This is a genomic window from Pseudomonas sp. 05T35, from assembly GCF_056396605.1.
On the sequence record NZ_JBFTLU010000124.1, the window covers coordinates 1 to 13,024 of the forward strand.

9 protein-coding genes and 1 pseudogene are annotated in these 13,024 nt (G+C 60.1%); 4 read left to right on the plus strand and 6 right to left on the minus strand.

Translation table 11 applies throughout. The features are described from left to right. Positions 1-137: 137 nt before the first annotated feature. The 4 genes from AC1DH9_RS12225 to AC1DH9_RS12240 form a co-directional block, all read right to left on the minus strand. Positions 138-1,001, minus strand: coding sequence for an efflux RND transporter periplasmic adaptor subunit (locus AC1DH9_RS12225; protein WP_427544256.1), 864 nt, complete (start codon positions 999-1,001; stop codon positions 138-140). 10 nt (positions 1,002-1,011) lie between these two features. Beyond that, on the minus strand, positions 1,012-1,212 hold the full coding sequence (locus AC1DH9_RS12230; RefSeq protein ID WP_019691945.1) for a DUF1656 domain-containing protein: 201 nt from the start codon (positions 1,210-1,212) through the stop codon (positions 1,012-1,014). After that, on the minus strand, positions 1,202-3,388 hold the full coding sequence (locus tag AC1DH9_RS12235) for an FUSC family protein (protein ID WP_427544258.1): 2,187 nt from the start codon (positions 3,386-3,388) through the stop codon (positions 1,202-1,204). Before AC1DH9_RS12235 ends, AC1DH9_RS12230 begins: the two co-directional genes overlap by 11 nt. Positions 3,389-3,518: 130 nt before the next feature. Next, on the minus strand, positions 3,519-5,030 hold the full coding sequence (locus AC1DH9_RS12240; RefSeq protein WP_427544261.1) for an efflux transporter outer membrane subunit: 1,512 nt from the start codon (positions 5,028-5,030) through the stop codon (positions 3,519-3,521). 299 nt (positions 5,031-5,329) lie between these two features. Between AC1DH9_RS12240 and AC1DH9_RS12245 the strand changes: the two genes are divergently transcribed. The 3 genes from AC1DH9_RS12245 to AC1DH9_RS12255 all read left to right on the plus strand — a co-directional run bounded on the left by AC1DH9_RS12245 (position 5,330) and on the right by AC1DH9_RS12255 (position 8,268). Then, entirely contained in the window at positions 5,330-6,298 is a 969-nt protein-coding gene (locus tag AC1DH9_RS12245; protein ID WP_427544264.1) for a LysR family transcriptional regulator, read from the plus strand. 251 nt (positions 6,299-6,549) lie between these two features. After that, positions 6,550-7,524, plus strand: a complete 975-nt coding sequence (locus AC1DH9_RS12250; protein WP_427533709.1) for a 2-hydroxyacid dehydrogenase — start codon at positions 6,550-6,552, stop codon at positions 7,522-7,524. 234 nt (positions 7,525-7,758) lie between these two features. Continuing rightward, positions 7,759-8,268, plus strand: a complete 510-nt coding sequence (locus AC1DH9_RS12255; RefSeq protein WP_427544267.1) for a DUF2165 family protein — start codon at positions 7,759-7,761, stop codon at positions 8,266-8,268. Between the two features lie 48 nt (positions 8,269-8,316). Here the strand turns inward: AC1DH9_RS12255 and AC1DH9_RS12260 are convergent, their stop codons facing one another. Then, the gene (locus tag AC1DH9_RS12260; protein ID WP_477808233.1) at positions 8,317-9,219 is read right to left on the minus strand and encodes a DMT family transporter; all 903 of its coding nucleotides are present in this window, start codon (positions 9,217-9,219) and stop codon (positions 8,317-8,319) included. A 139-nt stretch (positions 9,220-9,358) separates the two neighbouring features. Between AC1DH9_RS12260 and AC1DH9_RS12265 the strand changes: the two genes are divergently transcribed. Then, positions 9,359-10,234, plus strand: a complete 876-nt coding sequence (locus tag AC1DH9_RS12265) for a helix-turn-helix domain-containing protein (protein WP_427544270.1) — start codon at positions 9,359-9,361, stop codon at positions 10,232-10,234. Between the two features lie 490 nt (positions 10,235-10,724). Here AC1DH9_RS12265 and AC1DH9_RS12270 read toward each other — a convergent pair. Beyond that, a pseudogene (locus AC1DH9_RS12270) lies at positions 10,725-12,895 on the minus strand (TonB-dependent siderophore receptor). Positions 12,896-13,024 lie beyond the last annotated feature (129 nt).

Consider the following 13,024-nt stretch of genomic DNA (forward strand, 5'->3'; position numbering starts at 1 on the left):
AGCTTGGGGCTCGTCAGGTAGACAAGCTTGGGGCTCGTCAGGTAGACAGCGTTATCGTTCATTGTGTAGGTGCCTACCCGAACAAAACCCGCCGCCTTTTCACAAGGCTGGCGGGTTTTGTCGTTTCAGCTCAGGCGCTATTGCTGAATAGTCTGATTGACCACAACCGTACAAGTAATCCCCGCCGCCAACAGCACCCCGTCCGGCACCTCATCGATGTGAATCCGCACCGGCACCCGTTGTGCCAAACGCACCCAGTTAAAGGTCGGGTTCACGTCGGCGATCAGCTCGCGGCTTTCCGGGTTGTCGCGGTCGTAGATGCCGCGCGAAATGCTTTCGACATGGCCCTTGAGTACTTCGCCGCTCATCAATTGCATGTCGGCCTTATCGCCGACCTTCACATGCGGCAGCTTGGTTTCTTCGAAGAAGCCGTAGACCCAGAACGAGTTCATGTCGACCACGGCCATTTTCGCTTCGCCGATGCGCGCATAGTCGCCGCGATGGACGTTGAGGTTGGTGACATAACCGTCCACTGCCGCCAGCACTTTGGTGCGTTTGAGGTTCAACTCTGCCGCTTCCAGCTGAGCCTGGGCCTGTTGGTAATCGGCCAGCGCCGAGTCGGCGATGTTGCTGGCGTCGTCGCGGTTTTCCTTGGAGATCACCAGGTTGTCGAGGTCGGCGCGGCGATGTGCATTGACCTTGCGCATCTCCCAGGTGGCTTTGCGCGAAGCCACCAGCGACTGCGCCTGTTTCACCGCGATCTGGTAGTGCTCGGGGTCGATCTGCATCAGCAGGTCGCCCTTTTTTACCAACTGGTTGTCACGCACCGGTACGTCGACCACTTCGCCGGTGACGTCGGCGGCAACGTTGATGATGTCGGCGCGGACCCGGCCATCGCGGGTCCACGGGGTGTCCATGTAATGCACCCAAAGAGTCCGGCCGATCCACAGCGCGAGGGCCAGTACCAACAAGGTCGCGAGCAGACTGAAGAGCTTTTTCATCGAATCGGTCTCAAGGATAAACAGTCAGCGCAAGGGCGCCGAACAAACAGGTGAAGAGGCTCAGGCGCAGCAGCGCCGGGTGCCAGAAGAAGCGGTACAGATCAAACCCGGACAAAAACCGGTCGAGCGCCCAGGCCACTGCCGCAGCGATGAAAAACATCAGGGTCATGGTCGGCATGTACACGCCGTGGAAGGCGATTTCACGAGGCATGGTCAGGTCCTTTAGCGGCCGCGAGCGCTGCCAGCGGCGATTGCGGATCGAGCAACGAAGTGCGGATGAAATGCAGGTAGCTCTTCACCCGGCGCAGGGCCGAGGTGTCGAAGTGCGGGGCGAACGGTTCGTCGGTGGCCTGGACGCGGCTGATGGCGTGGTCGACCGCCACCAGGCTGCGCTCCAGATTGCTCTGGTTCGGTTGCAGAAACAGCCGCACCAGCGAGCGGCCCATGACCCGGATCGCCTGGCGCCACGGTTGGGTTTCGGCATACGCCGGGTGCACCGGGAGGATCGCCTGTTCCTTGCGCAACTCGATGATCGCGTGGCCGACTTCCAGCACCACGAACATCCAGCGCAGCAGATCGCGTTGCACCTTAGGCTGTCCGGTGGCCAGGCCATAAGCCTGGTGCACCAGATCGCGGGTGCTGCTTTCAAAACCCGACGCCAGCCCCTTGAGCTTGCCGCTGATGGCGAACACCACTTGCCCGCGCAAGTCCTGCTCCAGACGCCGCCACAACCAGCGACTGTTGGGCGGCAGGATGATCGCCCCCGCCGCCGCGCACACCAGCATGCCCATGACCATGGCGATGTAGTCGTTGATGAAGGTGTAAGGGTTGTAGACCGTCAGGTTGTCCGGTACTGAACCGGTGCTGAAAAAGATCAGCAAACCCAGGCCGACACCGGCGTACTGCGGCCGTGAGGTGAGAAACGAACCGAGCACGATCACCGGCGCCAGCATCACGCACAACAGGGGGAAACCGTCGATCCACGGGAAGATGAAAAACATCTCGACGAAGCCGATCAGCGCCCCAAGCAATGTCCCGCAGGCCATCTGGAACGCCATGCGCTTGGGGTTTGGCGTGGCCGCCGAGAGACCGACCGTGGCAGCAGCGATCAAGGTCATGGTCGCTCCGCTCGGCCACGCGGTGGCGACCCAGTAACTGCCCAGCACAATCAGAATGAACGACGCCCGTATGCCCGCCGCAGCCGAGGCCAGCCAGTTGGTTTTCGGGGTGTAGGGCTCATCCCATTGCTCGCGTTCGTGGCGGTGTTCGGCCAGCGAGGCGTGGGTCTGTGCATAACTGTGCACTTCGTCGACGAAGCGGTAGAGCAGTTCGTACGCGGTGTGGAAATCCAGTAGCTCGGCGTCGCTCGGTTCGCTCTGCTGAAAGCTCGCCCGCAAGCTGCGCACCCGCGCCGGCAGCCCTTCTTTATAGGCGGCCAATTGCGCCGCCAGACGCGCTGCATCGGCATGCGTCAACGCGCGCCCCGAGAAGCCATCGAGCACTTCGGCGAGGTCCTGCAACCCCGGTTTGATCGCCGCCACCACCTGTTCGGTGCCGCTGCTGCGCAAGCGTTCGAGCAATTGGTGCAAGGCGTTAAACCGAGTGGTGATGCCCATGAACTCGCTGTTCAGCCGACTGAGCCGACCATTGCGCCGACGCATGTGCGGGTCTTCGAACACGGTGACACTGCGCAAGCCTTCCAGGCCCACGGCTTCGGCGATAAAGCGCACGTTGCCGGCTTCGAATGCCTCGCGTTGGCTGCGCCCGCGCAAGCCATCGGTGACAAACAGTGCGAACACCCCGAAGCGCTGATACAAGGCATTGCGCATCGCGGCGCTGGCGGTTTGCGGGAGAATCGCGGCGCTGACCAGGGTCGAGCAGAGAATCCCCAGCGAGATTTCCAGCACCCGCCAGACCGCCGCCATGAACGCGCCATCCGGGTGCGCCAGCGCCGGCAAGCCGACCATCGCTGCGGTGTAACCGGCGAGCACAAAACCATAAGCGCGGAAGTTGCGATAACGCGCGGCACCGGCCGTGCAGATGCCGACCCAGATCGCCAGCGAGCCGAGAAACAGTTCGGTGTTCTGGGCGAACAAGGCAATCAGCGCGACCATCACCGCCGAGCCAGCCAGCGTACCGAGGAAGCGATAGAAGCTCTTGGCGAACACCTGACCGCTCTGCGGCTGCATGACGATGAACACGGTGATCATCGCCGTGCGCGGTTGCGGCAATTCCAGGCGCATGGCCAGCCAGAGGGTCAGGAACGCGGCGATCAGCACCTTGAAGATGTAGACCCAGGTCACGCCATCRCTGCGYGCCCAGTCGAARAAACCCCGGCGCCAYTCAAGGGAATACAGCCAGCGCAAAGGTGCRGGCAAGGGAGTCATGAAGTCCTGCTCATTGGTCGATGCGGGACCTGTGGGAGCGAGCCTGCTCGCGATGAGGGAGTGTCAGTCAGCATTTTTGTCGCCTGACACACTGCTTTCGCGAGCAAGCCCGCTCCCACAGGGTTTGTGTTCAATTCACGATGCTCTTGAGAAGAGCCGGGGTTTTCGGCGCCTGGACTTTACTGTCTGGCGGCACGTCGTTACCGGCGTCGAGCCCGCCACCAAGGGCAGTGACCAGTTCAGCATGGGCACTCAAACGCGCAGCCTGAACCTGTTGTTGCACTTGCTGCTGCTTGAACAACAGGCTCTGGGCATTCAGCACATTCAGGTAATCGGTGAGCCCGCGCTGGTAGGCGATCATCGCGATGTCGTAGGTTTTCTGTGCAGTGGCCACCGATTCGGCAGCGAAGGCTTGCTGCTTGTCCATGGACTCGCGGCGGATCAACTGATCGGAGATGCTTTTGAGCGCATCGACCAGGGTCTGGTTGTACTTGGCCACGGCGATGTCATAGCCGGCCGAGGCTTCGCCCAGTTCCGAGCGCAAACGCCCACCGTCGAAGATCGGCAAGGAGATCGCCGGCCCGACGTTGTAGTTGAGCTTTTTGCCGGTCAGGAACTCCAGCGCCCCTCCGCCGGTGGCCATGTAACCAAGGCTGCCGACCAGATCGACGTTGGGGTAGAAGCCGGCGTGCGCCACGTCGATCCCGCGCGCCTGAGCCGCGACTTGCCAGCGACTGGCGACCACGTCCGGGCGTTGGCCAAGCAACTGCGCGGGCAATGCCGAGGGCAGTTTCAGGGCGGTGCCAAGGGACAGCGTCGGGCGCTGCAACTGTGCGCCCTCCCCTGGACCTTTGCCCGCCAGTGCGGCGAGTTGATTGCGGCTCAGGGCGATTTCTTCATCCAGCGCGTCCAGTTGCCGATGGGTTTCCGGCAACGGGGTTTGGGCCTGGCTGACTTCGAAATGGGTGCCGATGCCGCCGTCCAGACGCTTTTGCGCGAGGTCGAGAATCTGCTGTTGCTGCTTGAGCGTCGCGGCCACGATGTCCCGCTGCGCGTAATGCAGCGACAGCTGGATGTAGGCGCGGACCACGTTGTTCTGCAATTCGAGCTGAGCCATGCGCGCTTCGGCTGCGCTCATGTGGGCCATGTCGACGGCGCGTTCGGTGGCATTGCTTTCGCGGCCCCAAAGGTCGAGGGCGTAGCTGAAGCCGAGGGCGGCGTTGTTGTCCCAGGTGGTGGTATTGGCCAGCTCACCCGGACCGTAGAACTGATCGGTCGGCCAGTTATGACGTTTGAGCGTGGATTGACCATTGACCTGCAATGCCTCGGCCGACTCGGCAACACCGGCCATGGATTTGGCCTGACGCACACGGGCGGCGGCCATGGCCATGCTCGGGCTGCCTTGCACGGCGAGGTCGATCCAGTGATTGAGTTGCGGGTCGCCATAGGCCTGCCACCATTGCGCGGTGGGCCAGTGAGCATCCTTGGCGGCGCTCTGGATGGCCTCGTCGGTGGCCAATGTATTGGCATCGAATGCCTTGCCCTGTGGGGCAATACCTCCGGTTCCGACGCAGCCGCTGATTGCTAACGATAAAGCCCAAACACTGAGAGTCTTCAACTCTCTGCTGATGCGACGCGGCACTGCTGAAAATTCCTGGAAGTAGGGGGAGGTACGAGGTCTTGTAGACACTGACTTATTTGTGGGAGCGAGCCTGCTCGCGATGCAAACACCTTGGTGCATCAGGTACACCACACCGATGCCATCGCGAGCGGGCTCGCTCCCACACACCAGTAACGRCGCAATTTTAGGGGTGGGCCTGTGCGGCGATAAGCCGGGATTCCTGTGAATCTTTGTTACCGTTAACGAGATAATCCCTTGGTCGGGGTCACAGCATTCCGTAACTTCGTGTCACAATTTGTCATCGCACCCGAGAGCACCCCATGGACACTTTGCAAAACATGCGCGCCTTCAGCTGTGTCGCCGAAGCCGGCAGCTTCACCGCCGCTGCCGTGCAGCTCGATACCACGACAGCCAACGTCTCGCGCGCGGTCTCCAACCTGGAAGCCCACCTGCAAACCCGTTTGCTCAACCGCACTACCCGCCGCATCGCCCTGACCGAGGCCGGTAAACGTTATTTACTGCGCTGCGAGCAGATCCTCACCTATGTCGAAGAAGCCGAAGCCGAGGCCAGCGACGCCCATGCGCGCCCGGCCGGGCAACTCAAGGTGCACACCATGACCGGGATCGGTCAGCACTTCGTGATCGATGCCATCGCCCGCTATCGCAAGTCCCACCCGGACGTGACTTTCGACCTGACCATGGCCAACCGCGTACCGGACTTGCTGGACGAGGGCTACGACGTATCGATCGTGCTGGCCAGCGAACTGCCGGACTCGGGTTTCGTCTCGCAACGGCTGGGCATCACCTACAGCATCGTTTGTGCGTCACCTGCTTATGTAAAAGCCAACGGCTGCGCGCAGAAGCCCAGCGACCTGCTGAATCACGCCTGCCTGCGCCTGGTCAGCCCGGTGATTCCGCTGGAAAAGTGGCTGTTCGACGGCCCGGAAGGCCAGGAAATGGTCACCATCAACAGCTCACCGTTTCTGGTGAACTCCGCCGACGCCATGAAAACCGCKATCATCAGCGGCATGGGCATTGGTGTGCTACCGGTCTACGCCGCCATCGAAAGTCTGCGCAACGGCAGTCTGGTGCGGGTCATGCCCAACTACCGCTCGCAAGAGCTGAACCTGTACGCCATCTACCCGTCGCGCCAGTACCTGGATGCGAAGATCAAGACCTGGGTCGAGTACCTGCGCGGCTCGCTGCCGGAGATTCTCGCGGCGCATCAGGCTGAATTGGCGGCGTATGAGTTGAGTGGGAGTCTGGGCGGGGCACGGGTGGCCAATTGACTCTAAGGATTGACGCGCTCCAGTGTGGCGAGGGAGCTTGCTCCCGCTCGAGTGCGCAGCGCTCGCAATCATGTCAATGAGCTAACTCAGGCAAATCGAGATTGGAAGGCTGACGACTGCTGCGCAGCCGAGCGGGAGCAAGCTCCCTCGCCACAGGGTTGTGTTCGCCCACAGCCTGTGGCTCTCGCAAAAACCCGTCAGAGAATGTTAGCGTGCTTGGCATTCTCCTCCGCCTGACGAGCCTTCCTGCGATGAAAAAGACCGTACTTGCCTTCAGCCGTGTCTCGCCCGAAATGGTCGAGTCCTTGCGACACGACTTCGAGGTGATCGTGCCCAACCCCAAGCTGGGTGACATCAATGCCCAGTTCAACGAAGCCCTGCCCCACGCACACGGCTTGATCGGCGTCGGTCGCAAGCTTGGTCGGGCCCAATTGGAGAACGCCAGCAAACTCGAAGTGGTATCCAGCGTCTCGGTCGGCTACGACAACTACGACCTGGCCTACTTCAACGAACGCGGGATCATGCTCACCAACACCCCGGACGTGCTGACCGAAAGCACCGCCGACCTGGCCTTCGCCTTGCTGATGAGCAGCGCCCGACGTGTCGCCGAGCTGGACGCCTGGACCAAGGCCGGGCAATGGCAGGCCACGGTCGGGGCGCCGCTGTTTGGTTGCGATGTGCATGGCAAGACCCTGGGCATCGTCGGCATGGGCAACATCGGCGCGGCCATCGCCCGACGCGGTCGCCTGGGCTTCAACATGCCGATTCTGTACAGCGGCAACAGTCGCAAGCCCCAGCTTGAACAAGAACTCGGCGCGCAATTTCGCAGCCTTGATCAATTGCTGGCCGAAGCCGATTTCGTTTGCCTGGTGGTGCCACTCAGCGACAAGACCCGGCACCTGATCAGCCACCGCGAACTGGCGCTGATGAAGCCCAGCGCGATTCTGGTGAATATTTCCCGTGGCCCGGTGGTCGATGAACCGGCGCTGATCGAGGCCTTGCAGAACAACCGGATTCGCGGGGCGGGGCTGGATGTCTACGAGAAGGAGCCCCTGGCCGAGTCGCCGCTGTTCCAGCTGAAGAACGCCGTGACCTTGCCACACATCGGCTCGGCCACCCATGAAACCCGCGAAGCCATGGCCCACCGTGCCTTGGCCAACTTGCGCAGCGCCTTGTTGGGCGAACGGCCGCGGGATCTGGTGAATCCGCAGGTGTGGAAGGGTTGATCAACGGACAGGCACGCCTATCAAGGCGTGCCGGTTGTTTAAACGTCCAGTGCACAGCGACAACACAATTAATAAAAAACAGTCAAGCCTGATACTCTGCTTGCGATTAGGCAGTACAACTTACCTTGCGACACAACTTGCAATTCAGTCCTCTGCCCGCCATTTTTTCCGCGTTATAAACTCCTGCCCCAATTGCCTGCACAGTGCAGGACCCGGATATGGAGAGTACGCACCATGATAAATTTCACGACGGCCTGCCTGATCAGGCGCAGTAAGTTGGCCCTGGTTTTAATGGCGGGAGGATTTGGCCTGCTGGTTGTATTCAGCAATGTGACTGACTACGCCTCCAACTACGAATTTGTTGGCCATATTCTCAGCATGGACACGACCCGACCCAACGACGCCCTACGCTATCGCGCCATCACCTCCCCCATGCTGCACCATAGGATCTACTGGATGATCATCACCCTGGAGACAACCTACACCGCCTGTTGTTTATTGGGGGCCTATCAGCTTTACACAAAACTCAATGCGCCGCGCAAGGAATTCCACGAGGCAAAGAAATACGGAATTGTCGGTTTGATGATCGGTATTTTCGTGTATTACTTCTGCATACAAGTGATCGCCAATGAATGGTTTGACATGGACTCTTCCGCAGAGTGGAATGCCATGGCCTGGACCCGAAGCATTATCGGTTACATGATGACGGCGCTTATTTATCTGTCACTGAAGACCGATCATTAACAACCGCCGTCGGCATGAACCTGATCGGGCAAAGTGCAACTTTATCGATCACGCCAACTTGCCACTTCCCACCGCCACCCGTGCCTTGGGTTTGCGAAACACCAACACGTTCCCCAACATGACCAGCACCAACCCGGCCAAAGCCGGTGTAGTCCATTGATAGCCTTCGGCAAAGGCCGACACGTTCAATGCCACCACCGGGAACAGCACCGTGCAATACGCCGCACGTTCAGGGCCCATGCGCCCAACCAGGGTCAGGTACGCGGTGAAGCCAATCACCGAGCCCGGAATCACCAGGTACAACAACGAGCCGATGTATCGCGTGTTCCATTCGATGTCGAAAGGAATACCTTTGACCAGGCAGTACATCGACAGCATCGCAGCGCCATAGGCCATACCCCAGGCATTGGTGGTCAGCGGCTTGAGACCGGCTTTCTGTTGCAGGCTCGAGAGCATGTTGCCAGCCGAGAAACACAGTGTGCCCAGCAACGCCAKACCCAGGCCAAGCAAGGTTTGCGGGCTGGCGGTATGGCCGACCAGTTCCGGCCAGAACAACAAGCCCAGCCCGATCAACCCCAGCGCACCGCCCATCAGCACATTGCGGGCCACTTTCTGACCGAAGAACACCCGCGCATTCAGCGCATTCCACAGCGTGGCGGTGGAGAACACCACGGCGACCAGACCGCTGGGAATCCACTGGCTGGCGGTGRGGAAGCACATGAAATTGATGCAGAACAGGCACAACCCCTGGGCCAGGCAGATCAAGTGCCCACGCCGGTTCATCACTTGCAGGCGTCGGCTGAGCAGTAACATCACGAACAGCACCAGCGATGCCAGGCCAAAGCGATAAACGATCGACACCGGAATCGCCACCACCCCCAGTTGCAATTTCAAGGCGATCCAGGTGGTGCCCCAGATCAGCACCGTTAGCAGGTATAGCGAGAGGTTCATGTCGGCAACTCCTGAAGATGGTCTTCAGTCTGTTCTCGAGGCAGGCCGTGCGCTTGCATAAACTTGCGCTTTTGTCAGGCGACGGGCTGGCAGCCTCGAGGCGACGGAGTAGGATGCAAGGCGTTGGAGAGAGCCGATCATGCCCGCACTGGAAACCCTGCAAGTCTTTCAAGCCCTCAACCGCTCGCCGAATGCTCGCCTTGAGCACAGCGCCGAGCTCGGTGACGGCATGGCTGCAGCCCTGTGGAGCAACCATCACGACGCCCAGGACTATGAAGCGCCCGGTCATCACACCCTCTCCTGCTACATCGCCGGTGGCACCGGGACCTTTCGCCGCGAACAGCCCGGCACCAAGGGCGGCCCGGACAAACTCTGCATCCTGCCCGCCGAGCATCAGTCGGCCTGGGTGATCAACGGTGGAATCCGCCTGGCTCACCTGTACTTCAGCCCCGAGCAATTTGCCCTCGGCTGCGTCACCCTGCTCGACCGTGAACCGCGTGAGCTGCAATTGCAGGAAAGCACCTTTCTCGAAGACCCGGTGCAGGCCCTGCGTTTCCGTCAGTTGATTGAATTGAACTGGGACGAACCCGGCGAACGCCTGCTGACCAGTAGCCTCGCGCATGAAATGCTCAGCCACACACTGCTCAGCCAGGTCGGCCTGCGCCAGGGTTTGCGCCTCAAGGGTGGGCTGGCGGCACATCAGCGTCGACAGCTGATCGAGTACATCGACCAGCAATTGGCCGAACCGATCAGCCTCGGCCAGTTGGCCGGCTTGTGCGCCTTGTCGGAGTACCACTTCGCACGGATGTTTCGCGAAAGCTTCGGCCTGCCACCGCATCAATACCTGTTGGCCCGCCGCCTGGCTCACGCCCGGCATCTGCTGCGCAACACCTCACAGCCGCTCGGTGAGATTGCGCTGGCCTGCGGCTTTGCCAGCGCCAGTCATTTCACCAATCGCTTTCGTCAGGCCATGCAGGGCACGCCCGGCGAGTATCGCCAGGCGTTTTTGCGTTAGGCACTATTGCATTCGTTTATATTAAATTTCTTTAATTTCGAAAAACATAAAAACAATTGAATACCTGTTAATTCTGACAGTAGCAGAATTGATAAATAAATCGGAGACTTCGGACTCAACCTCAGGAGTTTCATGACATGTCCAAAATCTACGACGCCCCAACAAAATCTGTTATTTCCGCCCCCGGATCATTTTGCATCGGGCTCCTTGATCGCGACGATTGAACAGCAACCCGCATTTAACAGTAGCCGCGTTTTTTTTCGATCTACATTACCTATCAGTCCACGGAAGGGATATTCGAAGCTGTTTTTGATTTTTCCATATGGCGTGAATCAGAAGGTCAAAGCACAATTGCCAAAGCAACCGGAACAATCAATGTGTGGGACATGGATAGACCTGTGCCCACCTCTCGCTGACACTCAATACTCTTGTCGCCAACGCGACAAGAGTTTTCGCTGCCAAACCGTAGTGAGCGGTCGGCTAGCTTTCATCAGAACTCCAGGGTGCTCGACAACGACACCTGGCGCGAATCGCCCATCGACACAAAGAACCGGTTGACGGCCGAGGTGTAGTAGGTGCGGTCGAAGAGGTTTTTCACGTTGAGCTGGAACTTGACCTTCTGCCCGTCGAGCTTGGTGTCGTAGGTGGCGAAGGCATCGGCCACGGTGTAGCTCGGCAGGTCGAAGTCGTTCACCGCGTTACCGGCCCGTTCGCCGACATACCGGGCGCCTGCGCCGACCCGCAACTGGTCGCCACCGACGATAGTGCCGAAGTCATAGACCGCCGACAGCGAGCCGGTGTTTTTCGCCACGTTTTGCAGTCGTTTGCCTTTGTAGGTCGGGTCTTCGGCGAGCTGCCGCTCAATGGCGCAATGGTCGAATTCGGTTTGAAGGATTCGGTGTAACTGCCGTAGAACGACAGCTCATCGGTGTAGCGATACACCAGGCCGGCGCGCGGCACCCACTTCTGGCCGTTGCTGTCGGTGTTGGCCTTGAACGGACGGCCCTTGCCGGCGTACTGGTCGTACTCCTGGAAGCGCCCACCGGCCACCAGAATCCACTGGTCGTTCAGGTGGATCGAGTCCTGTAGAAAGACCGAATCGCTGCGCAGCAGATCGGTCTGATTGCTGTCTGCAGCGCTGACCGTGGTGCCAGCCACTTCAYGACCGTAGACCGGGTCCAGATAGCTGAAGGACGGGAACAGGCTCTTCTGGCGGATCAGGTCGGCGCGGTAGATCTTGCGGTATTCGTCATCCACACCGAACACCAGATCGTGTTGCATGCCAGCCACATCGACCTTGCCTTCGAGGCTGGCGGTGGTGAAACGGTCGGTGGTCAGGGCGCCCTGGGTGCCGTCCATGCTGCGGGTCAACGTGCCTTTTTTCGGGTCGATGGCGGTGATGCGAACCTGGCTGGCGTCGTAGGTTTCGCGGTTCCAGCTGTAACCGAAGTGGGCTTTCCAGTTGTCGTTGAGCTCGTGGTCGGCTTCGAAATGGTACAGGTCCGAACGGCCTTCCATGTTGTTGAACGGTTCGTCGAGGCGACGGCCACGCGGGATGTCCAATGGATGATTGGTACGCGGGTCAATGGCCGTGCCACGGTCGAACGGAGCGAGGAACTCGCGGTGCTCGTAGGCGAACAACAACTTGGTGCTTTCGCCGAACCAGGCCAGGGACGGCGCGATCAACGTCTCGCGATGGGTGCCGAAATTGCGCCAGTAGTCTTCATCTTCGTGGTCCAGCACCATTCGGTAGGCCAGTCCGGAGTCGCCCAGTGGCCCGGTGCTGTCGAGGCTGCCACCGCTGCCGTTCTTGCCGTTGCCATAGCTCGAGCCACGTACGGTCAAGGCGTTGTATTGCGTCAGTTCGGGCTTTTTGCTGACCGTGTTCACCACGCCGCCCGGGTCCTGAATGCCATAGAGCAACGAGGCGGKCCCCTTCAGGACTTCAACCCGATCCACCGAGGCGTTCAAGCCACGGCCCTGCACGATCGGCATGCCGTCACGCATGATCGAGCCGTTGCGGTTGTCACCGAAACCGCGAGTCATCACCGAATCCTGGGTGCTGCCCAAGGTATTGCCCTGAGTGATGCCGCTGACATTGGCCAGCGCATCGTCCAGGTTGCGCGGCACCTGGTCACGCAGCACCTGGGCCGGGATCACGTTGATGGTCTGGGGGATTTCCTGGAGCGAGGCCGAGGAACGTGCCACTGAGGTGGTGGACGGCGGCTGATAGCTCATCGGTTGCTCGACCGCCGAGGTGATGGTGGTTGCACCGAGATTCAGCGCGCCTTCGGTGGGTTGTGGTTCAAGGGCCAGCGTGTGGGCGTCGGTCTGGCGGAAGGTGAAACCGGATTTGCTCAACAAGCGCTGCATGGCTTGCTCGGCACTCATCTCGCCGTTGATGGCCGGTGCGCTGAGACCGTAGGGCGCTTCATCGGTATAAACCACGCTGATGCCGGTGACGCGGCTGAAGTCGCTCAAGGCCTGGGGCAAGGGTTTGGCGGCGATGCTGAAGCTGAACAGCGCGCGGTGTTGCTCGCTGGCCTGCGCGGCGCACGCCACGCTCAACGGCAATAAGGCCAACACCGAAACGGCCAGCGCAGAAGCGCCAAACCACTGTTTAACCGAACCGCCTGCCGCCGATTTTGCCCTGGACTTCATTGCTCGTGACCTGTGTGTAGAAATGCTGCGGATGCGAATGAATCGCACTTTCACCACTACACGGATGTCACTCGGGTTTACCTCACATGAAAAATGAAAATAGTTTCAAAGCCCCTTACGCAACCAGGC